Below are 22,952 nucleotides of genomic sequence, written 5' to 3' on the forward strand. Positions count from 1 at the left end.
TTCCTTCAGACGCCCGCAGCGATCGGCTGCGCGGCTTGTTGTCGGGCGATTTCCTGATTGCGCAGGATGAAGCGTTGCAGCTTGCCGCTTGGGGTCTTGGGCAGCTCGCCGACGAATTCGATTTCACGCGGGTAGGCGTGGGCGTACAAGCGCTGGCGCACGTGTTGGCGCAGGGTTTCCTCCAGCTCGGCACTCCCTTGATAGCCCTGGCCGAGCACCACGAAGGCCTTGATCAGCTCGGTGCGCTCCGGGTCGGGCTTGCCGATCACCGCCGCCTCGACCACCGCCGGGTGTTCGATCAGCGCGCTCTCCACGTCGAACGGCCCGACCCGGTAGCCGGAAGTGGTGATCACATCGTCGCTGCGGCCGACGAAGCTGATGCTGCCGTCCGGGTTCAGTTCGACCGTGTCGCCACTGAGGTAGTACTTGCCGACGAACGCCTTGGTCGGCAGCCCGTGGTAGCCGGCAAACCAGCACAGCGGCGACTGCTCGCGGTCCACCGCGAGGATGCCGGGCTGGCCGGCGGGCAGTTCGTTGCCCTGCTCATCGAGCACCACGATGCGGTGGCCAGGGATGGCGAAGCCGGCCGACCCCATGTGCACCGGGTGCTCGAGTTCATGATGGTTGCACAACACCATGCCCAGCTCGGTCTGGCCGTAGTGGTCGTGGATGGTCACCCCCAGTTCGCCGGCGAACCAGCGGATCACTTCGGGGTTCAGTGGCTCGCCAGCGCTGCTGACCACCCGCAGGCGGCCCTTGATCGGCGCCGAGAAGGTGCTGCCTGCAGCGATCAGCAAGCGGTAGGCCGTGGGTGAACCGGCCAGGTTGGTGATGCCGAGCTTGTCGATGACCCGTGCGCAACTCTCCACGCTGAACGGTCCATCGTAGAAAGTGGTGGCATGGCCCAGTGACAGCGGTCCGGTGACCGCGTAGTACAAGCCGTAGGCCCAGCCCGGGTCGGCCAGGTTCCAGAAGTTGTCCTCGGGACGCAAGCCAATGGCATCGCGCATGTAGCCCTGAAAGGCGACGATGGCCCGCAGTGGCACTTCCAGCGGCTTCGCCGGGCCCGTGGTGCCGGAGGTGAACATCAGCAGGAACGGATCGTCGCCGCGGCGCATCACGGGCTCGCAGACGCTGCTCGCAGCCTCCAGCGCCTGGTGGAAATCCAGCTCGCCATTGCCTGCCCCGACCGTGATGATGAACGGGCAATCCGCCACGTCATCGAGCTTGGGCCGGTTGTTGCAATCGGTGATCACTACCTTGGCATGGGACTGCTCGAGGCGGTGCTCGATGGCCTTGGGGCCAAATGCAGTGAACAGCGGCTGGTAGACCGCACCTAGGCGCCAGGTGGCGAGGATGGTTACCAGCAACTCGGGCGTGCGCGGCATCAGCCCGGCGACCCGGTCGCCGGCCTGGACCCCTTGGTCTTTGAGCACATTGGCCAGGCGGCTCGCCATACCCTGCAACTGGTCGAAACTGTAACGCCCACTGTTACCGTCACGGTCTTCCCAGATCAGGGCGGGCTGGTCGCCGCCGGTGTGCCGGTCGCAGCATTCGACACAGGCGTTGAGGGCCTCGAAGTTGCCATGCAGCGCCGCATCGGCGGCCCGGGCATGGTCGAACGAGCGAGCAGCCTCGGCATAATCGCGCATTGTCGGACTCCTGGTTTCTTGTTTTTGGAGTTGAACCATCGGTCCGACGATGTTCGCGCCACGTACTTCACGCGGCAATGGCCAAAGCTGTCAATCTGGATGACCGGTTTGGCCTGGCTCAGCCCCGCCCACGCTCGCGCCCCATGACAAACTCACGGGTCAGTTGCAGCATCTGCGCATGCTCGTCCGAGGCCCTGTCAATTTCCAGGCTTTCCACTAACTGGCTGTACTGCGCCGGCGGCAACTGCACCTGGCGGCCAAGTAACAGCGCACGACGGTCGGCATACACCTGCTCGAGGGCGTCGAACACCTGTTGATGACGCTCGCGCAGATAATGCTGCCAGAACTGGCGCTGACTGAGGCTCTCGGCAAGGCCACCGGCCGCCTCGGCAACCTGTACCGCCCTGAACGCCGCTTCAAGCTGGGCGGCATCGACCGCCGCGGCCTCGGCGAACAACATCGAGTGGGGTTGTTCAGGCAAACCCAGCCTCTCGCGCAATTGCACACGGTAGCATAGCCCGGTTGCGATCTGATCGACATCCTCACCCTCGGTGATTCGCGCCAGGATGTCCTGGCGGGCAAACAGCTCGACCTGCTCCAGGCGGAACAGGCCACGCCCCAATGCCAGCAGTTCATCGCCACGCTCATGCAAGGAATTATGCTCCGCTCTATTCACGACTTGCTGAATCAGCAGCTCGCTGAACCGATCGGCAATGCTGTTCTCGCAACTCAGCGGCAGCGCCGCCAAGGCATACACCGTCTTCCGCAGCCCGCCGCTCTGCGCCAGTGCGCCAAGCAACCGCCAGACGCGCCGGTTCAGCACCTCTCGGGCATTGGTGTAATCGGCCGTATGGCGCAGATGGCCGAGTAGCATGAACAGACCATCGCTACCCGGTAAACCCTGGAGCGTGTCCCATTGCATTGCCTTGGCGCTGCTGTCTGCCTCAATTTCAGAGGCGATCCAGGCCTGGCGCGTCAGTATCGGATCGATCACCCTCAACGGTTGTGGTAGATGGTGGTGTTCCTGAATCAGGTCCAAGGCGTACAACCCCTGAAGATCGCGCATTCTCAGGTTATTGCCCGTCACCAGAAAGGCTCGGCGCCGGACGTTGGGCATTGCCAGTATCGGTGCAGGTACCGTAACCAGATCGTTGTCTCGCAGATCCACACGCTCGAGCCTTTGGCAAAGCTCCATCTGCGATGGCCACTCGACCAGGCGAGTGCGACGCAGGTTCAGGTCAACCAGGTGCGACAACTGATCGTAGCGGAAGTGGTAGGCTCCCAACGGGTTGTAGCTCAGGTCCAGATGCGTCAATTGGGGCAACCCATTGAGTGCATCAAGGGTGGTGCGGTCCAGACGAATGTTGTTGTGCGCCAGGCGCAAGCGGCGTAACCCGACCAGGGAGGCGAGCCCCTGCGGCACTTGCAGGAGCTGGTTACTGCTGATGTTCAACTCTCGCAAGGCGGTAAAGCAGCGCAGGAACTCCGTGTTAACATGCGTCAGGCTTCCGTCAGCCAAGGTCATCGCGGTCACGCGGGAAAAGTCCACCTGCGGCGGTAGCGGCGGGACCGTGCTTACCTGCAGGTTGATGAGGTTCAAGCGCTGTCCAGCAGGCACCGCACCCACGGCCGCAATGGGCTCGCCTTGCAAGCGCCAGGCGCGCCGCAGGCTCATCGAGAAGCGCTCGCGCACGCTTTGCCGGGCGGGGTTGAGCTCGGCGCTGACCCACCGGTTCAGGTACATCTCCAACTGCTCTGCGTCGTCCTCAAGGTTCGCCAGGTGTTGGAAGACCGGACCGTCAAGCCGCAGCAGCCGCTCCAGTTCCTGCTCGAGTTGCTGGTCATCAAGCCCCGGGTATATACCGCGCAACCGGGTAAGCATTCGCTGCCGGGGAGGACTTCCACCACCAGGCCGCCCACTGAGTGGATATCCCACACGACCATCCGGCAGACGGTGGCCAGGGTTGATCCAGCCCGCGCTGGGCGGTAATCCCAGCAGTTGGGCGAGGTCTTCATGCGAAGAGGGCAATCGCCCGAGCAGATACTTGCGCAATGGCTCGCGGGTTTGGCCGTCGGCAATCCCCATTGCCTGCAAGTGATCCGCTGTCAGCACCGCCGAGAGCGCATCGAAAATATCAGCGGCCTGAGCGTTGACCAGAGGCAGCATTTCGCCCAGAGAACCGTAGAGTGAGAACCGCCCCCGCTTGAACACCAGACTGAAATCCCTCGATGCGCTCGCATCGGGAAATATCTGCGCGATGATCCGCCCCGTGGCGGAGCCTTCACGCAATTGCACGTTAACGCTGTGCGGCCATGTAGGCAGGGTACGCAAGGACTCCAACAGCAGCTCACCGCAGGTGTCATGATAAGCCTCCGGCAGGTAGAGCCCTTCGACTGCGCGATTGAGCCGGCTCAGACGCAATAAGGTCCGTGCCCGGACAGCCAGCCCCAACGGCAGCCGCTGCTCGCTGGTTGCCAGCGAGCGCTGCGCATCGCTGGCATCGCTCACGGCTGCTTGCGCGTACAGCTCGGGCAACCCTGGGAAATCTCGTCTGAGCAAAGCCAGTAGCGGATCGTCGGAGGCTCGCGCCTGGGTCAGGTACGTCAACATCTCGCCACGTAGGACCGGTGCCTCGAGCATCAATGCCGAACGCAATGCCATGCCCTGCCCCAGCTTGCCCAATCGTGCCTCGCACCATTGCAGCAATGCCCCTTCCTCGGGCGACAATGCATCGCCGCCCAGATGCTCGAAGAATGCCTCGATGCGCGCATGTGCCTCGAAACGCTGCAAGGTGTCGCGCAGATTGAAAGGTACCCGCCGCCCTTCCACCAGCAGGCCGCGCAACGCCTCCTGGTCGAGGCCGGAGCACCGCAGTATCTGCTCCGCCTGCGCCGCGTCGAATGGCTTCACCGGCTGCCAAAGGCTGTTGAGCATGATGCTGTTGTCCTGGCACAGCAAAGGATGTGCCTGCCGCAGCCTCCAGCCACGCTCGCCATTGTGCTCGACAACCGGGCCATAGGCGCCCTCGCGCGCGGGATGGCGCAGACGCCACGGGCCATCTGGCCTGGCTCTGTGTATCTGGTAGTAGCGATCGCCATCGCGCATCAGCCGCTGCTCACCGTCGCCATACAGGCCATCACCCTGCAACGCTTCCTCATCCCGCAGCACGGCATAGGCCTGCAAATCGTCATGCCACAGTCGGAGTCCATTCTCCGTGCTGACCGGCACCAGCTCATCGACAAACACACTGCGCACCAGGCCAACGCCCACGCCGATCGCCGCACCGACCGCCACATTCTCGGCAACCCCGAGCATATGATTCAACGCTTCGTGCTGATGACCATGGTGCCAGTCCATCGCCCCCTCGTAGACCTCCGCCAAGGTTTGCACCACGAACTGCCCGAGCAGGATGGCACCGACCTCCGGAATGAACAGCCCCGCCAGATTGAACAACCCAAGCCCGACGGCCTTCCAAGTGTCGAGCCGGGCTCTGGCCGCCTGCTGGTCGGCTTGCGCGGTCGGTACCAGCAACAACAACGCATCCGCCTTGACGCGCTCGATCTGCTGCTGGACCACCACCTCGAAGGTGTCGCCATCTGGCGTATGGCTATCGAGCTGCAGGTCCGTTCGTTCATCCCGCAGGCGCAGTTCCAGTCTCGAGAGAAATGCCGCGCGCGCACCAAGGCTGACCAGGCTGCCGAAGTACTGGCGGTAAGCCGTCTGACGTAATTGCCCTGCCAGGGCGTCGCTCAGTGCCTGGCGCGACGCGAAGCTTCGCAACGCCCGCTGCGGGTCGCTGGGCAAGTACAGGATGACCCCCGCTTCCTTGCCGTCGACCGTGTGCAAGTAGACGACCAACGCGTCGAAGATGACCTGGTCGAGTATCTTCAGCACACCAACCTGAGCGCGTAGATTGCTGCCATAGGCCTCTTCGCCCTTGGCCAGTGCTCGCAGCACGATCTGCTCATAGGCCGTCACCTGGCCCTTCAAGGCCGCGATCTCGGTGGCCAGCGCAAGGCCGTCGCGCTTGTCCTGGACGAGCTCTGCACGCGCGGCTACGAGCACGCTTGCCAGCAACGCCTGATACTGATTGCCGACATCCAGTTCACGCACGTCGCGCACCAGCTTGTCCGTTTGCTGGTAAACCAGCACATTGTTCTTGGCGTTGACCAGGCCAGTACCGGCCCAATAGTTCGCGCCCTCGTGAAAGTTCTGCATCAACCTCAGCAAGGCCGGTTGCACACGCTCGCCCACCTCCATCTGCGGTGTCTGCAAGTTCGCAAACCGTGTGATGTTGCGCAGTACCACTTCACGCCACAGCAACTGGTCCACACTGAGGCCGTCGGGCAACAGGGTTTCGAATCTCTTCTTTGCAAACGCCTGGGGGGGAATCAGGTCCAGCGTCGCTTTGCGCAACTTTTCCTGGCTGCTCCTGTGCCTGGCGAAACTTGCCCGTAACGTCCTGATCTGCCCGCGTGATGCCCTGGCCAGCCAAGTCGGCAGACGGCTTGCGATAAAGTCATCGGTCGCATTGCCGATCTTTGCCTGCATGGCCTCGGCAGGCGGGTGGTTCTGGCTCATCCGTGAAGTCTCCGAAGTAATGAGGCATCACGATGACGTCGCATCCCTGGCCACGGCAGGGGGAAAAGTACCAGGCAGTCAAAGGGTTGGTTCAGCCAAAGTGGCCCGGGTGAGCCGCCAACGCCTGTTGCGTCAAACGCAGAGCCAACGCCGCAACCGTCTGCTGGCGTTCACCAGAAAGCTGGGTGCTGTGCTCCAGATAAGCCCTATCGCTCAACGTCTGGCGCCTGTCGTAGAGTTGCTCCTCCTGAGCCCAAAACGGCTGCTCTGCCTGTTCGAACAGCCCCTCATGCGCTTGCCTGAGGTAGTCGAGCCAAAAATCGCGCTGGCTTGTAAATAGCGCCAGTCCAGCACCTCTTTCCTCCACGAGTATCGCGCCCCTGGCATTGTCGAGGTCGGCCTGGCTTATCTGGGCACGGTTGAAGAACTGCATGGTCTGCGGCTGTCCAGGCAGATTCAGCACCTGTGCCAGACCAATACGGTAGGCGAGACTAACCTCGACCTCGTCGACGCCCCCCTCACCCTCCGCCAAGCCATGCGCGAGTCTCTGCATGTGCAGGCGCGCCTGGTGTTCGACACGGTCCAGACGATACAACCGACCCGCCAAACCTAAACGCACGCCCTCTCCCTCGCCTGGAGCCAAACCCCGCAATGTGCGAAACACCAGTACCCGCACTTCAAGTGCGCTGAAGCACGAAATCACACTGTCGACACACGAACGCGGATCACTGGCCAGTGTGAAGACATCCTCACGCAAACCGCTGTCTTGCCAAAGCGCATCCAGCAATACCCCGACACGCCTGCGCAGGTCCTGCGGTACCCGCTGGTATTCGCGGGTGCCGGTGAGCTCATCGAGCAAGGCGAACAGATCATTGCTACCGGTTTCGGCCTGCAGGCTAGCCCATTGCACCCTCTGCCGCGTCAATGCACCAGCTTCCAATCCCTGATGCCAAGGCTGCGCACCTTGCAGTGACGCCGCGAAGACAGCCACGGGCTCACGCGGCTCAGCCAGTCGCCGGAAGTCCCTCGCGGCCAGCGGATTGCCTGCCAGTGCCAGGCATTGCCGATAGGCCCAAGGCGAGGCGAAGACAAATTCCGGCAAGCTGGTGATTTGGTTGTCGCGCAGGTCCGCATGCTGCAGCAATGGACAGTGCTGCAGCCCGGCCGGCCACTCAAGCAAGCCGGTATCGCGCAGACCGACTTCGCGCAGATGCACAAAAGACGCAAAGGCAAGATTCACCTGGCGTAGCCGGTTGCCGCTCAGGTCAAGCGTGTGCAGACGGGCAAGTCCCCCAAGCACTTGCTCACCGCCACTATCCAGCCGAATACGGTTGCGGGGCAGACGCACGGTCCTGAGTCGAGGCATGTGGGTGAGCTCCGACGGAATCTGGCCAAGACGATTGTTACCCAGGTTCAACCAGCGGACGCTGGAAAACGCCCGCAGGAACCCCACCGGCATCTCGCTTAGCTGCAAACCAACGAGAATCAGGTCAGTCACATGGACGAACTCCACACCGACAGGCAACAACGGCAGCGCCCCTACATGCAGGCCAACCAACGACAATCGCATCCCGGCAGGGTCACCATTGATGTCCAGCAATCGCTCGCCTTCCCTGCGCCAGCAACGTCGCAACTGGCTGGCGATCAGGCGTCGAACCTGTGCGAGGTGAGCGTCCGTTTCCTGGGCAACCCAACTGTCCATCGCATCGACCAGGGCATGATAGGCCCGGCGTTGTTCGAGCAAACGGGTAAACGGTGAGCCAGGCAGGTCGAGAATCTGCTCCAGGTATGTCTGGACCGACGCATCATCGAAGCTTGGGTACAAGGCACGAATTTCATCACGCAACCATCGCTCGGAATGCCCTCGGGCCACGCCCCGACCGCTCAACGGATAGCCGAGAAGCCCGTCGTCCACCCGCACCATCGGGTTGAAGAACGGCTTGATCTCACGGATCCCCATGAGCCTGACCAACGCTTCACGGTCGCTCGGCAACCAAGCCTGCAAGTCTTCACGTATCCTCTGCGCTGCCTCTGGACCTTGCCAGCGCTGGGCAAAACCCCATTGTGTCGGCAGGCATGCCACGAGCGTTTCGCACAGGTCCGCTGGCGCCTGCGGCTGGCGGCCCAGAGCCCGCCCATCCTCCGTGTAGAGTTCAAAACCGCCCGTCTTGCGCACCAGCACGATGGCCTCGTCGCCAGGGTAAAGTCGAGACAGAACTGGCCCGCCATGTGCCGAACGGCGCAGCAACAGATTCGACGAAACCGGCCAACCAGCATGACGGCGCAGTAATGCAAATACCAACTCGACGCTCTCGTCACGATAGCTGCCCGGCAGATACAGGGCTTCGCGAATACGCGTGAGCCGGGCAGTCTGCAACAACAGCCGAGCCTGCTCAGCAAGCGCCAGCGGAATGCGCGCCGACTGGGTCATCACCACGCGCTGTTCGTCATTGGCCTGTGCCAGCAAGTGCAAGGCATAGGCGTCCGGCAGGCCGGGAAAATCCCGCTGGATCAAGGATTGCAGCGAATCTTCAGTCAGGTACGCTAGCGAAAGGCGGTCCAGCAACGCCTCCCTTAACTGCGCGGCGTGCTCGACGATGGCGTCCAGTTGCGCATGCGCATCCAAAGACCCGATAGCGAGCAGCTCACGGCACGCTTGAAGCAATGCCTCATCTTCGTCGATGGCGCTACCAGCACCTGCCCGTACAATAAAGGCCTCGATACGGGCACCGACAGAGAACCGCTCGAGAGTGTCACGCAATTGCACCGGTAACGCCCGATTTTCAACCAGCAAACGTCTTAATTGGGGCTCATCCACTCCCGCGACCTTGAGCACCTGCGCGACCCTGGCCGGCGCCATGGACACCGCCTCTGGCCACAGGTATCCCAGCAGATACTGGGCGCCTTGCCATTCCAGCGGTCGCTGGCTGGCAAGACGCCAGCCCCGCTCACCGTTGTACAGCAAGCGGGGATGCGCGCCTGATTCCCGCGTCGGGTGGCGCAAGTACCATTGCCCATCCGATCTACGCACTTCAAAGTTGACATGTCGGTCCGTCCACCAGAACCGGCCATCACTCCACAGCAAGCCATTGGCCTGACGTGTTGCGCTCGCAGGCGGCCCCTGCGGGTCCCGATAATCGCCCAATTGAGCCGTACCCAGCATTGCCTGCCCGTCGCTGTGCACTGGCACCATCGTATCGACCAGCGCGCTGCGCTCGAACGCACGCGGCACCGAGTGCAGCGCAACCCCCAGGGCCGCCGCGACCGCGACCGTTTCAGCAACCCCAAGCAGGTGCACGAGGGCTTCATGATCATGCCCCCGGGCCCAGTCGCCCACACCGTCGAACACCTCGCCAACGATCTGCGCCACCATCTGGGTCGTCAGCAAGGCACCGACCACGGGCACGAACATCCCCGCCAAATTGAGTACAGAAAGGCCCACGCCTTGCAAAGCCTTGAAGCGGGCGCTGCTGGCGGCGTGATCGGCATCGGCAGTGGGCACCAGCAGTTGCCGGGCATCGCCCTTGATACGCGACTCCAGGTCAAGCGCCATCTGCTCGAACACATCGGTGGTCATCGTGCTGCCGGCCGGTTCCAGGTCGGTGTGGGCATCGGCCAGGCGCTGGCTCAGCGTCGATAGAAAGATGGCACGGTCGGCGACAGCCAGCCGATGGATGAAACGTTGGCGGTAATGCTCGTTGCGCAGTGCTCGCCCCAACGCGATGCCCAAGCTTGCCCAAGAGTCGAAGCGCTGGATCGGTAAAGACGTTGCAGGAAGGTAAAGCAACAACGCCTGTATCGGTTCGACTTGCCCTGGCAACCCCCCAGGCAGCCATGAACCCGATACCTCGAGCACAAGGCCGTCGGTTACTGCAAACCCCATCACCGTAAGCCGACAGACCCGGACCGTCGTTCCCTCGAGGTGCATCAGCGGCCTGTCGTCCAGCATCAAGCGCCACAGTGCTTCATCCACGGGCCGCACTTGCTGTTTCAGCACTGCGATATCGAGGGCCAGCGCCAGCCCATGGCGCTTGTCCCGGGCTAGTCGACCGCGCACTGCCGGTGTGAAGACCCCGCTCAGATGCTGCTGGTACTGCCTGCCGATATCGGCCTGGCGGCAGCGTTCGACGAGGCGGTCGGTATCATCGAAGACCAGCGTCCCCTCTTTCGAAACCAGCCCTGTGCCTTCGAAAAAGTGGGCATTGGCCTCAAAATTGCGCATCAGCCGCTGCTCAACGGTTTCCAGAGGGTATTGAACATCGACCCCTGGCATATCCAGCGGGTCTTGTGGCGGTACGAACCTGCCACGGCCTTCACGCCAGTGCAACCCCGACACCCCCACAGTCAGTTTCAGTGGCGAGATCACCTCTGCCTGCAGCTTGCGCTTGAAAAACAGATCCAGTGGTTCGAGCTTGTCCAACACCTCGGAGAGCTGCACCTGGGTTTCGCCATGCGTCCGGGCACTGCCACGCAGCCGATCGATCCCACTTGTCCCAGCCTCCTTGAGCCAGCCGGGCAAGTGCTCGGCGATGAAGTCGTCAGTGGCATGTGCCAGTTTGGTGGCATGGGCCCCTTCCTTCGAAGCGGCTATCGGTGAGGTCATGCTGGACATCCATCAGAAGTTAGGGAGGCCCAGACTTTGATCACAGCGCTCAGGGTTGGGCAGCGGGAACCACGGCCCCGGAACCTTCCTGCCCCAACGCCACCGAGCGGTATTGGCCAGGGTTGCAACCAAACCACTTGCGAAACGCCTTGTAGAACGAACTGCTATCAGCGAAGCCGAGGCGCTCGGCGATATCGCCCAGCCCGACGGCCGGGTCGGCCAGCCAGGCGATGGCCAGTTCGCGGCGAACACTATCCTTGAGCCCCTGGTAGGTCTGCCCCTCCTCGGCAAGGCGACGGCGCAAGGTCGATACCGACATGCACAGGCCGCTGGCCAAGCCCTCGGCATCCGGCCAGCTGGCCGGGTCCCGCCCACGCAGGTCGCCGCGCAGGCGCCGGGCCAGGCTTGCCGGGTCGCGGTACTTGACCAGGATGTTGCCCGGTGCTTCGGCGAGGAACCGCTGCAACTCCTCCGGGTGGCGGCGCAATGGCAGGTCCAGGCAATCGGCGGCGAGGATCATGCGCGTGCGCGGCCGGTCGAACTGCAGGTTTTCCGAGAACATCACCCGATAGTCGTCGCAGAATGGCGGCTCGGCACAACGCAACTCGATGGCCAGGATCGGGATGCGGCGCCCGGCGAGCCAGCAGGCCACACCGTGCACGATCATCCAGAAGGTGAAATAGGTGAACGCACGGCGTGGCACGTCACGCGGCTCGTTGATGACGATTTCGGCCAGGCCCTGCTGGCGCACCAGGCTTGGCTGCAGGTCCTCGAGCATCAGGCCAAGGAACGCCAGCGCGGTCTCTATACCAGCGGCCAGGGTCGGCTGTGCCATGCTCGCCCGGCACAGGAACGCCAGGCTACCACTGCGCAGGCCGCGCGAATCCATGGAGAAGAACTCATCGTTGCAGCGACGCGCCAGCAGGCGCCAGAGTCGGGCATAGGCCTCGGCGCCGACACGCGCCTCGGGCAGGTCAAGCTGGCCGGCATCGATACCGGCACGCGCCAGCAATGCCGTATCGGGACCCGCCGGGCACGTCTGCAACAGCGCCTCGCGCACCAGTTGCATGGAGATGGTGTCTTTCTCGCTCATCGACCGTCCTGTCGTCACATTGCCGGCCATCTTAGGCCGCACCGTTGAAAACAGCCATCAGAGGCCGGCCGCCAGGCCCAGAAACGCCTGGATCAGGCGCAGCTCGCGGCGCCGCTCCAGGCAACCGACCATATGCTGGTTGACCAGCCCGGCGCCACTCAACGGCCGCGCCACCACCCGCGGGTCATGCGCCACCTCGGTGGACGACACCACACCGATACCCAGCTCTGCCGCCACGGCCTCGGTCACCGCCTCGCGGCTGCCCAGCTCCAGCAGTACCCGCGGCTGCACCGCGGCCTCGGCGCAGGCCTTGTCAAAGGTGCGCCGGGTGGTCGAGCTGGGTTCGCGCAGCACCATGATCTGCTTGTCCAGCTCGGCCAGCGGCAAGTCGTCGGTGGCCGTGGCCCAGGCATGCCCTACCGGCAGCAAGGCACACAGGCGGGATTCGCACAGGCTTTGCAGGTGCAGCCCCTTGCGTGGCTCGATTTCGGTCAGCACCGCCACATCGGCATGTTCGGTCAGTAATGCGGCCAAGGTTTCCTGGGCATTGCCCAGCCGCAGGTTGACGGTGATCCCCGGGTAACGCTCGCGCAGTTGCGCCAGCATCGGCATGACCCGGTGCGGACCATCGGCGGCGATCTCCAGCCGTCCGGTGAGCAACTGTCGGTTGGCCTCGAGCATGGCCTGGGCCTCCTCGGCCAGACCGAACATGGCCCGAGTGATGGCCGCCAGGCGCGTGCCCTCCTCGGTCAGCTCGACCCGCCGGGCGGTGCGCCGCAGCAGAGTGATCTGGTAGTGCTCCTCCAGCGCCTTCACGTGCCCGGTCACCGCCGGCTGGCTGATGAACAGGCGCTCGGCGGCACGGGTGAAGCTGCCCTCGCGGGCGACGGCATCGAAGGCACGGAGCTGGAACAGGTTCATATCTATCGGCCTGACTTATGGCTGGCATATCTACAAACAATTTGATTGATGACTCGGCGAATTGCAACCTAACCCCACTAGTTTCCAGCCCACCGCAAGTGAGGAACCACGGAATGAGCAACGCCCCCATCCTGCTGACCCCCGGTCCTTTGACCACATCGCTGCGCACCCGCCAGGCCATGCTTGTGGACTGGGGCTCCTGGGACCGCGACTTCAACCAGCTGACCGCCAGCGTGTGCGAGCAGTTGCTGGCGATCATCGACGGCGCCGCCAGCCACCACTGCGTACCGCTGCAAGGCAGCGGCACCTTCGCCGTGGAAGCGGCCATCGGCACCCTGGTGCCGCGCGACGGCAAGGTGCTGGTGCTGATCAACGGCGCCTATGGCCAGCGCCTGGCAAAGATCTGCAAGGTACTGGGCCGCGCCTACAGCACCTTCGAGACCGCCGAGGACCAGCCGACCACCGCCGCCGACGTCGACCGCCTGCTCGCCGCCGACCCCGCCGTGACCCACGTGGCGCTGATCCACTGCGAAACCAGTACCGGCATCCTCAACCCGCTGGCCGAGATCGCCCAGGTGGTCCAGCGCCACGGCAAACGCCTGATCATCGACGCCATGAGCTCGTTCGGCGCGTTGCCGATCGATGCCCGACAGATCCCCTTCGAAGCGCTGATCGCCGCCTCCGGCAAGTGCCTGGAAGGCGTGCCGGGCATGGGCTTCGTCTTCGCCGAAAAAGCCGCCCTGGCCGCCGCCGAAGGCAACGCCCATTCGCTGGCCATGGACCTGCACGACCAGCACGCCTACATGGCCAAGACCGGCCAGTGGCGCTTCACCCCGCCGACACATGTGGTTGCCGCCCTGCACGAGGCGCTGCAGCAATATAACGAAGAGGGTGGCCTGCCCGCCCGCCACCAGCGCTACGCCGACAACTGCCAGACCCTGCTCGACGGCATGGCAAAAATCGGCCTGCAGAGTTTCCTGCCCGCCGAAATCCAGGCACCAATCATCGTCACCTTCCACGCGCCGAACGATGCGCGCTACCAGTTCAAGGACTTCTACGAGCGGGTCAAGGCCAAGGGCTTCATCCTCTACCCCGGCAAACTGACCCAGGTCGAGACCTTCCGTGTCGGTTGCATCGGCGTGGTCGGCGCCGAGGGCATGCAGGCCGCCGTGAACGCCGTGGCCGAGGTGCTGCGGGAAATGGAAGTACTGGACATCTGACCTCTGCCTACCCAATTCAAGGAAACTGCGCACATGAACTACAGCAACCCTACCCAGCTGCAAGCCGCCATCCTCGACTGGGCCGGCACCGTGGTCGACTTCGGCTCCTTCGCCCCCACGCAGATCTTCGTCGAGGCTTTCGCCGAGTTCGACGTTCAGGTGTCCATCGAAGAGGCCCGTGGGCCGATGGGCATGGGCAAATGGGACCATATCCGTACCCTGTGCGACGTGCCCGAGATCGCCGAGCGCTATCGCAAGGTGTTCGGCCGCACGCCGAGCGATGATGACGTCACCGCCATCTACGAACGCTTCATGCCGCTGCAGATCGAGAAGATCGCCTTGCACTCGGCGCTGATCCCCGGCGCGCTGGACACCCTTACCGGCCTGCGCAAGGACGGCTTGAAGATCGGCTCATGCTCGGGCTACCCGAAGGTGGTGATGGACAAGGTGGTCGAGCTGGCAGCGCAGAACGGCTATGTGGCCGACCACGTGGTGGCCACCGACGAGACACCGAACGGTCGCCCGTGGCCCGCCCAGGCGCTGGCCAACGTGATTGCCCTGGGCATCGACGATGTGGCCGCCTGCGTGAAGGTCGACGACACCGTACCGGGGATTCTCGAAGGCCGCCGCGCCGGGATGTGGACCGTGGCGCTGGTGTGCTCGGGCAATGCCCTGGGGCTGACCTGGGAAGGTTACCAGGCCTTGAGTGCGGAAAAGCTGGAGAGCGAGCGCAAGCGTATTCACGCGATGTTTGCAGGGTCGCGCCCGCACTACCTGATCGACACCATCAACGAGCTGCCCGAGGTGATCGCCGATATCAACCGGCGGTTGGCCAAGGGGGAGATGCCGCAGAGCGCATGAAGTAGAGAATCATCGCGGGGCAAGCCCGCTCACACGCCGCTTGGCCCAGGCTGGCGTGGAGCGGGCTCGCCCCGCGATGCCGTCTGGGGATCAGACCGCCCGGTTAAGCTTCACCCACGAGGCAAACTTGTCGATGAACCCCTGCAGGAACGGCCGGGTCTTGTCGCTCAACTTGCCACTGTCATCGAACAACGTTGCCGCCCCACCGAGGTAAGCCTCGGGCATCTGCATGCACGGCATGTCGAGGAACACCAGCGACTGGCGCACGGCATGATTGGCACCAAACCCGCCGATCGCCCCCGGCGACACGCTGGCCACCGCCGCCGGCTTGCCAGCCCACACGCTCTGCCCATAGGGACGCGATCCTACATCAATGGCATTTTTCAACCCCCCCGGCACCGAACGGTTGTACTCCGGGGTGACGAACAACACCGCGTCGCTGCGGCGGATCTCATCGCGAAAATGCTTCCACGCCTCGGGAGCGCCCTCGGCCTCGACATCCTCGTTGTACAACGGCAGGTCGCCGATCTCGACGATTCGCAGGGCAAGGCTGGACGGTGCCAGCTCAGACAGCGCGCGGGCCACCTTGCGGTTGTAGGAGTCCTTGCGCAAGCTGCCGACGACGACCGCTACCGAATAGACCTGGCTCATGGCGTTTTGCAACCTCTGCTCTGGGAATGGGACCTGTTAGTTATAGATGACCATTCCTCGGCTCCCGGTTTTTTTTCCATTCGGCTGAAAACTTCCCGGGCGATTCACTGGTCTATGCCTACAGACATTTCTTACACGATTTAGAGGTTTCCACCTAAATGGCAGCAGTAATGGTCGGCCAGTTCCACGCCCGCGACGCCGAAGGCCGTATCTACCCCGTCCACGAGTTCCAGGAATCCACCCTGCAGGCCGACGGCAGCACCCTCGGCGCGCCGGTCACCAGCTATCGCCTGGCTATCGGCGACCGCGTCAACCACCTGGGCGACGACCGCTTCGAGCTGGCCCAGACCGGCGTCGAGATCATTCGCATTCCTTGACGCAGTCCACCGTGTACAACTGTCCTGCCCGTTGCAGGCCGTGCACGTCGGCGACGAAGCCCGGGAAGCCTTGGTCGAAGGCCCGGGCGCAGTCCAGGTAGACCAGGATCGAGCGGGTCGCCTCGGTGAAGCGCTCGCCCGGCATGATCAACGGGATCCCTGGTGGATAGGGCACCAGCATCACCGCCGCGACCCGGCCCAGCAGATGCTCGATAGGCACCGCCTCCACCTCCCCGCGCACCATCCGGTCATAGGCCTCGGCCGGAGTCATCGCCACCTCGGGCAAACGGGTGAACAGCTGCTTGAGCTGCCTGGATGTGGCATTGCCACGGTAGAAACCGTGCAGTTGCTGGCACAGGTCGCGCAGCCCCAGCCCCTGGTAGCGTGACGGCTGCTCCACCATCACGCTGGGCAGGCAGTCGGCCAGGGCGGTATTGGCGTCGTAGTGGCGCTTGAATTCCAGCAGCTCGGTGAGCAGCGTGCTCCACTTGCCCTTGGTGATCCCCATCGAGAACAGCACCAGGAAGCTGTACAGGCCGGTCTTTTCCACCACCAGCCCGCGCTCCCAGAGAAACTTGCCCACCACTGCCGCGGGAATTCCATGGCCCTCCGCTGCGCCAGCGGCGCCCGGCATCACCAGGGTGACCTTGAGCGGGTCGAGCAAGACATAGTCGTCGCCCAACCCGCCAAAGCCATGCCACTCCGCCCCCGGTTGCAGCAGCCAGTCCGCCGCCTGCAGCTCGCCGGCCTGCGCCGTCGGCGGCTGCCAGATGCTGAACCACCAGTCATCGGCGGCGAGGTGCTCGCGCAGGTTGGCCAGCGCCCGGCGAAAGCTCAGGGCCTCGTCGAACATCTCCTGCAGCAGCGAACGCCCCGCCGGGCCTTCCATCATCGCCGAGGCCACGTCCAGCGAAGCGAGAATGCTGTATTGCGGCGAGGTGGAGATATGCATCATGAACGCTTCGTTGAAACGGTCACGGTCCAACTGGCGGCTGGCACCGTCCTGCACATGGATCATCGAGGCCTGGCTGAAGGCCGCCAGCAGCTTGTGGGTGGAATGGGTGCTGAATAGCAGCGGCCCATCGTCGGCACGCGGCGTGCCCATGGCGTAACGGCCGGCGAAGAATTCATGGAAGGCAGCGTAGGCGAACCAGGCCTCGTCGAAGTGCAGCACCTCGACGCTGGCGCCCAGTGCCTGCTTGATCATCCCGGCGTGGTAGCACAGGCCGTCGTAGGTGGAGTTGGTGACCACGGCCAGCTTGATCTTTGCAGGCTTTCCCTGGGTCAACGGATGGGCCTGGATCTTCGCCTGGATAGACGCCGGGCTGAACTCACTGAGCGGGATCGGCCCGATGATGCCCAGTTCGTTGCGTTCCGGGCACAGGTAGATAGGAATGGCGCCAGTCATGATGATCGCATGCACCACCGACTTGTGGCAGTTGCGGTCCACCAGCACCAGGTCACCGCGCCCGACCATGGCGTGCCAGACGATCTTGTTGGCGGTGGAGGTGCCATTGATGACGAAGAAGGTATGGTCGGCGCCGAAGTTGCGTGCCGCCCGCGCCTCGGCGGCGGCCAGTGGGCCAGTGTGGTCGAGCAGCGAGCCCAGTTCCGGCACCGAGACCGACAGGTCCGAGCGCAGGGTGTTTTCACCGAAGAACTGATGGAAGGCCTGCCCCACCGGGCTCTTGCGGTAGGCCACGCCACCGCCGTGGCCCGGTGTGTGCCAGGAGTAGTTGGATTGCGCGGTGTGCTGCACCAGGGCCTTGAAGAACGGCGGCAGCAGGCCGTCGAGGTAGTTGTGCGCGGCCCGCGCCACCTGGCGGGCGAGAAACGGCACGGTGTCTTCGAACAGGTAGAGGATGCCGCGCAACTGGTTCAGCTCGCCCATGGCCTCGGCCGGGGCATTCTCCAGAGTGACCTGCTCGCCCAGGGCGAAGATCGGCAGGTTGGGCGCCCGCAGCCGCGCCAGGCGAATCAGCTCGGCCATGTTCTGCAGCAGGTGGCTGTTGTCGCCGACGCCCTCGGCGGCGATCAGCATGCAGGCCAGGCCATGATGAGTGGCAGCCACCAGCCGCGCTTCGGCCTGGTCGGCGGCGGCAAGGATGGCGAAGCCGTCACGCGCCAGTTCATCGGCAATGCCGCGCACCCGCTCGCCGGCGACGCTGTCGGCCTTGATGGCCCGGTGGACGATGAGGATCGGGAACTGCAGGTCCTTGTACATCGGGCGGCTACCTCTGCGGGTAATTTCCCTCAGGGTAGTCGAGTGTGATGCTGTCATCGCCAGGCCGGCTCACAAGGTGCAGCGCTGGATGCGGTCCCTGTGGGAGCTGGCTTGCCAGCGATGGGCCGGTCCTGCCTTCGAGTCAGCTGGCGGCTGGCTCGGTCAATGCCTGCCACATCGACGGCCCACCCGCCGACTTGGCGATGGCCGCCAGCCGCTCGGCATGGGCCTCGAGCTCTTCCTCGCTGGCCAGGATCACCCGCCCCGGCGCACGCCCAACGATACGACGGATCTCGCTGCCGGTACCGCCCTGCCCTTCCTCGTCGCCCGCCCCCTCGCCCGCCAGCGACAGGCTGGTCTGGCCACCGGTCATCGCCAGGTAGACGTCTGCCAGCAGTTCCGAGTCGAGCAGTGCGCCGTGCAGCTCACGGCCGGAGTTGTCGATGCCGTAGCGTTTGCACAGGGCATCGAGGCTGTTGCGCTGCCCCGGGTGGCGCGAGCGCGCCATCATCAAGGTGTCGAGGATCGGGCAATGCTGCGAGATATCGGCACGATCCTGCTGGCCGATCAGGGCGAACTCGTTGTTGATGAAGCCGACGTCGAACGCCGCGTTGTGGATGACCAGGGTGGCGCCCTGGATGAACTCGAAGAACTCCTCGGCCACATCGCCGAAACGCGGTTTGCCGACCAGGAAAGCGTCGGTGATGCCGTGGACGTTGATCGCGCCCTCGTCACTCTCGCGGTCGGGCTGCAGGTAGACATGGAAGTGCCGCCCGGTCAGGCGCCGGCCCACGACCTCGACGCAACCGATCTCGATGATGCGGTGGCCTTCGGCCACCGGCATGCCGGTGGTCTCGGTGTCGAGGATGACGAACCGTTTGTCTTGCTGCTGCTCCACGCGGGGACTCCAACTGGCGGTGCTTGAATTCGGGGGTGGGAGTATAACGAAATCGGGGCCGTTTTGCGGTCATCGCGGGGCAAGCCCGCTCCCACGCAGCCAGCACTCATCTCGTGGGAGCGGGCTTGCCCCGCGATTGCCCGCAACACAATCAACGTTGCGCGCGAACCTCATCAACCCCACGATTGGCCAGTTGGTCGGCCCGCTCGTTGCCCGGATGGCCGATATGTCCACGGACCCACTTCCAGGTCACCTTGTGCCGGTTGACCTGCTCATCGAGCTGCACCCACAGGTCGGCGTTCTTCACCGGCTCCTTGGCCGCGGTCTTCCAACCGCGCTTCTTCCAGTTGACCATCCACTCGTTGATGCCCTTCATGACGTATTGCGAGTCGGTGGTCAGCAGCACCTCGCACTCGCGCTTGAGCGCCTTGAGGCCCTCGATCGCCGCCATCAGCTCCATGCGGTTGTTGGTGGTCTCGCGCTCGCCGCCCCACAATTCCTTCTCGACGCCCTTGTAGACAATCAGCACACCCCAGCCGCCCGGGCCAGGGTTGCCCTTGCAGGCACCATCGGTGTAGATCTCGACGCTATCGCTCATGTACCACTCATGTTCAGTGCTTTTCGGATTCGGGATGGGTGGCGCTGCGGTTGACCTTGGCCAGCGGCAGCGGCAGCAGCTTGCCCATCGGCTCGCGGCGCTCCAGGCGCAGCGGCCGCAGGCCCACCACCATCTTGCGCGCCACCAGCAGGTAGACACCGCCGCCGGCAGTTTGCCAGCCCCCGGCCACGCGCTCCCAGCCAGCCAGGCGCTGTTGCCAGGCCGGCGAGGCAAGCGGCGGACGATAACACCCGAAGCGGCGTTTCTCCAGCGCGAAGCCCAGCAGGTTGAGCCAGTCGCCAACCCGCGACGGCGAGATGCAACGGGCCTTGCGCAAGGCCCCGTGGCTGAAGAAATGGCGCACGCCCCAACTGCTCCAGGGGTTGATCCCGATGATCAGCAGGTGCCCCCCCGGGCGCACGGAACTGGCGGCCTCACGCAGCAGCCCGTGGGGAGATAGGCTGAAGTCCAGGCCATGCTGCAGCACCACCACATCGGCGGCGTGCTCCGACAACGGCCAGGCCTGCTCTTCGCAGACGATCTCCACCCCCGGCAGCGGCGCGCCCAGGCGCACGTTGCGCTGCACCTGCGGGGCATTGGGCGGAGGTTCGGCGCAGGGGCCGTAGTGCACAAGGTAGCCACCGAAGAAGCGCCGCAGCTCTTCTTCGAGCAACTTTTCCTCCTCCTTGAGCATCAACTGCCCAAGAGGCCCATCGAACCAGTCGCGGGCTAGGCGGATCAGCTCGACCCAGTCGGGGTCGGCCTGGGCGAAGGCTTGGTCGGTCATTGCTTTCTCCCTCGAAGGTTCTCCGCTCGCGCCATCGCGGCTAAGATGCCCTCAATGTCCAGGCTTGGCGATACGGATCCGCACATGATACAGATCGATGCCCTACCCGCTTTCAACGACAACTACATCTGGTTGTTACAGGATACTGCCAATCGCCGCTGCGCAGTGGTCGACCCCGGTGACGCCGGGCCGGTGCGCGCGTGGCTGGAGCAGCATCCGGACTGGGCATTGCAGGCAATCCTCGTCACCCACCACCACCATGACCACGTCGGCGGCGTCGAAGCCTTGAAACAGGCCACCGGCGCCCAGGTGTACGGCCCGGCCAGCGAACCTATCCCGGGCCGCGATATCGCCCTGGAAGACGGCGCCCGCATCGAGGTGCTGGGCCTGGCCTTCGAGGTCCTGGCCGTGCCCGGCCACACCCTGGGGCACATCGCCTATTACACTGCGCAATCGCCCACACCGCTACTGTTCAGTGGCGATACCCTGTTCGCCGCCGGCTGCGGCCGCTTGTTCGAAGGCACGCCCGAGCAGATGCACCATTCGCTGCAACGCCTGGCCGCCCTGCCCGCCGCCACCGAAGTGTACTGCGCCCACGAATACACCCTGAGCAACCTGCGCTTCGCCCGTGCCGTGGAACCCGACAATGAACACATTCGCCAACGGTTCGAGGACGTTACCCGGTTGCGCGCCGACAATCGCATCACCTTGCCCTCCAACATTGGCCTGGAGCGCCTGACCAACCCGTTTTTGCGCACCGCTGAAACATTCGTTAAACAAAAAGCAGACGAATGGAAGGGACATTCCAACCCCAGCCAAGCCACTGTTTTTGCTGCCTTGAGGTCTTGGAAGGACGTGTTCTGATAACCCCAAGATATATCGCATCATAGGCCCGATGGTTGACCCGGCGGGGAGCGGTTTCTAGAATCGCCCAACTTTTTCGCCCGGATAACCGTCCCAGCCGATGTCTTCCCGTAGCCGCAGAACCTCTCATTCGGTCGCCCTGACGCGACTGGCCCAGATCAGTGCACTGGCGCTGGCCGCCACCCTGGTCGGCTGCCAGAGCACCCGTCAGCTCGACGAAGCCGACAGCGTTCGCGCGCACAACTACCAGGCGCGGATCAAGCACAAACCGGCGCCGCTGGTGGTCAAGCCAAAAGAACAGGCACCGCCGCAGGACGTCTGGGAGCGCATGCGCCAGGGCTTCGCCCTGCAGGACGGCATGGACGTCAACCCGCGCATCGAACAGCAGCGCCTGTGGTTCGCCAGCAACCCGTCGTTCCTCGAGAACGCCGGCGAGCGCGGCAGCCTCTACCTGCACTACATCGTCGAGCGCCTCGAAGAACGCGACATGCCGCTGGAGCTGGCCCTGCTGCCGGCCATCGAGAGCGCCTACAACCCAATGGCCTACTCCCGCGCGCACGCCGCCGGCATGTGGCAGTTCATCCCGTCCACCGGGCGCCACTTCAACCTGCGCCAGACCAACTTCTACGATGGCCGTCGCGACGTCACCGCCTCGACCAACGCCGCGCTGGACTACCTGAACCGCCTGCACGACATGTTCAACGGCGACTGGCTGCTGGCCCTGGCGGCCTACAACGCCGGTGAAGGCACGGTCAGCCGCGCCATCGAGCGCAACGAGCGCCTGGGCCTGCCGACCGACTACTGGAACCTGCCGCTGCCGCAGGAAACCCGCGACTACGTGCCCAAGCTGCTGGCCCTGTCGCAGGTGGTCAACACCCCGGCCGCCTACGGGGTCAACCTGAACCCGATTGCCAACGAGCCGTACTTCGAAGCCGTCGCCATCAACGACCGCCTCGACCTGTCCCGCGTGGCCGCCTTCGCCGACATCGACGAAGACGAACTGATCCAACTCAACCCTGCCTTCAAGAAGCGCATGACCGTGGACGGCCCCCAGCAACTGCTGGTGCCGACTGCCAAGGCACAACTACTCAGCGACCGCATGTCCAACCTCAAGCCCGAGGAACTGGTCAGCCTGCAACCGAACAAGGCCGTGTTCCAGGCCGCCCTGGCCGAGGCCAAGGCACCCGCGGCGCGCAGCTACCGGGTCAAGCGTGGCGACAACCTGGGCAGCATCGCCAAGGCCAACCGGGTGTCGGTCAAGCAGCTGCAAAGCTGGAACCGCATCCGCGGCAACAGCCTCAAGGTAGGCCAGGTCCTGGCCCTGCGTGGCGGCAGCGCGCCGAGCGCGGCAGCCAACCGCGTGGCCGACGCCAAGCAGCGCTCCACCCAGTACAAGGTGCGCAAGGGCGACTCGTACTACCTGGTGGCCAAGCGTTTCAACGTCGAGATGAAGCACCTCAAGCGCTGGAACCCACGCACCGGGCATGCGCTCAAGCCAGGCCAGACCCTGACCGTCTACCTCGCGCGCTGATACCTCGATAGCGGGGCCAGCCCCCCTCCCACGCCAGTCACGATCGGCGTGGGAGCGGGCTGGCCCCACGATGCTTTGAAGGCTGAAGCA

General features: G+C 64.1%; 15 protein-coding genes. 5 read left to right on the forward strand and 10 right to left on the reverse strand.

Annotated features, from left to right (window positions below):
* Positions 1 to 5 precede the first annotated feature (5 nt).
* From KHO27_RS13575 to KHO27_RS13595, 5 genes are all read right to left on the reverse strand, one after another.
* Complete coding sequence (locus KHO27_RS13575) at positions 6 to 1,652, reverse strand: AMP-binding protein (RefSeq protein ID WP_110703541.1); 1,647 nt, start codon at positions 1,650 to 1,652, stop codon at positions 6 to 8.
* 118 nt (positions 1,653 to 1,770) lie between these two features.
* Positions 1,771 to 6,234 (reverse strand): NEL-type E3 ubiquitin ligase domain-containing protein, encoded by a 4,464-nt coding sequence (locus tag KHO27_RS13580; RefSeq protein ID WP_214500362.1) that lies wholly within the window; start codon positions 6,232 to 6,234, stop codon positions 1,771 to 1,773.
* Between the two features lie 91 nt (positions 6,235 to 6,325).
* Positions 6,326 to 10,837 (reverse strand): NEL-type E3 ubiquitin ligase domain-containing protein, encoded by a 4,512-nt coding sequence (locus KHO27_RS13585; protein WP_214500363.1) that lies wholly within the window; start codon positions 10,835 to 10,837, stop codon positions 6,326 to 6,328.
* A 49-nt stretch (positions 10,838 to 10,886) separates the two neighbouring features.
* Positions 10,887 to 11,930: an AraC family transcriptional regulator gene (locus KHO27_RS13590; RefSeq protein WP_110703535.1), complete on the reverse strand. Its 1,044-nt coding sequence runs from the start codon at positions 11,928 to 11,930 to the stop codon at positions 10,887 to 10,889.
* A gap of 57 nt (positions 11,931 to 11,987) precedes the next feature.
* A complete protein-coding gene (locus KHO27_RS13595) occupies positions 11,988 to 12,851 on the reverse strand; it encodes a LysR substrate-binding domain-containing protein (protein WP_110703533.1) in 864 nt (287 codons plus the stop codon).
* Positions 12,852 to 12,964: 113 nt separating this feature from the next.
* Here KHO27_RS13595 and KHO27_RS13600 point away from each other — a divergent pair, with 113 nt between their 5' ends.
* Positions 12,965 to 14,071, forward strand: coding sequence for a 2-aminoethylphosphonate--pyruvate transaminase (locus KHO27_RS13600; RefSeq protein ID WP_110703531.1), 1,107 nt, complete (start codon positions 12,965 to 12,967; stop codon positions 14,069 to 14,071).
* A 33-nt stretch (positions 14,072 to 14,104) separates the two neighbouring features.
* On the forward strand, positions 14,105 to 14,932 hold the full coding sequence (phnX, locus tag KHO27_RS13605; protein WP_110703529.1) for a phosphonoacetaldehyde hydrolase: 828 nt from the start codon (positions 14,105 to 14,107) through the stop codon (positions 14,930 to 14,932).
* Between the two features lie 90 nt (positions 14,933 to 15,022).
* Here the strand turns inward: phnX and KHO27_RS13610 are convergent, their stop codons facing one another.
* On the reverse strand, positions 15,023 to 15,583 hold the full coding sequence (locus KHO27_RS13610; protein ID WP_110703527.1) for an NADPH-dependent FMN reductase: 561 nt from the start codon (positions 15,581 to 15,583) through the stop codon (positions 15,023 to 15,025).
* Positions 15,584 to 15,741: 158 nt separating this feature from the next.
* On the opposite strand from KHO27_RS13610, the gene KHO27_RS13615 reads away from it, so the two are divergent.
* Complete coding sequence (locus KHO27_RS13615; protein WP_028690532.1) at positions 15,742 to 15,960, forward strand: hypothetical protein; 219 nt, start codon at positions 15,742 to 15,744, stop codon at positions 15,958 to 15,960.
* On the opposite strand, the gene KHO27_RS13620 is transcribed toward KHO27_RS13615, so the two are convergent.
* The 4 genes from KHO27_RS13620 to KHO27_RS13635 all read right to left on the reverse strand — a co-directional run bounded on the left by KHO27_RS13620 (position 15,944) and on the right by KHO27_RS13635 (position 20,467).
* Positions 15,944 to 18,184: an Orn/Lys/Arg family decarboxylase gene (locus tag KHO27_RS13620; protein WP_110703525.1), complete on the reverse strand. Its 2,241-nt coding sequence runs from the start codon at positions 18,182 to 18,184 to the stop codon at positions 15,944 to 15,946. The two genes, KHO27_RS13615 and KHO27_RS13620, sit on opposite strands and share 17 nt — an antisense overlap.
* Positions 18,185 to 18,326: 142 nt before the next feature.
* Entirely contained in the window at positions 18,327 to 19,082 is a 756-nt protein-coding gene (gene dnaQ, locus KHO27_RS13625; protein ID WP_102683692.1) for a DNA polymerase III subunit epsilon, read from the reverse strand.
* A gap of 151 nt (positions 19,083 to 19,233) precedes the next feature.
* Positions 19,234 to 19,680, reverse strand: a complete 447-nt coding sequence (gene rnhA / locus KHO27_RS13630; protein WP_023629443.1) for a ribonuclease HI — start codon at positions 19,678 to 19,680, stop codon at positions 19,234 to 19,236.
* A 13-nt stretch (positions 19,681 to 19,693) separates the two neighbouring features.
* The gene (locus KHO27_RS13635) at positions 19,694 to 20,467 is read right to left on the reverse strand and encodes a methyltransferase domain-containing protein (RefSeq protein WP_038706475.1); all 774 of its coding nucleotides are present in this window, start codon (positions 20,465 to 20,467) and stop codon (positions 19,694 to 19,696) included.
* An 84-nt stretch (positions 20,468 to 20,551) separates the two neighbouring features.
* On the opposite strand from KHO27_RS13635, the gene gloB reads away from it, so the two are divergent.
* Together gloB and KHO27_RS13645 are read left to right on the forward strand one after the other, a co-directional pair.
* Positions 20,552 to 21,331, forward strand: a complete 780-nt coding sequence (gene gloB / locus KHO27_RS13640; protein ID WP_214500364.1) for a hydroxyacylglutathione hydrolase — start codon at positions 20,552 to 20,554, stop codon at positions 21,329 to 21,331.
* Between the two features lie 100 nt (positions 21,332 to 21,431).
* Positions 21,432 to 22,862, forward strand: a complete 1,431-nt coding sequence (locus KHO27_RS13645; RefSeq protein ID WP_110703521.1) for a lytic transglycosylase domain-containing protein — start codon at positions 21,432 to 21,434, stop codon at positions 22,860 to 22,862.
* Positions 22,863 to 22,952 lie beyond the last annotated feature (90 nt).

The organism is Pseudomonas sp. RC3H12 (assembly GCF_018596375.1).
In the GTDB taxonomy this organism is placed as follows: Bacteria; Pseudomonadota; Gammaproteobacteria; order Pseudomonadales; family Pseudomonadaceae; genus Aquipseudomonas.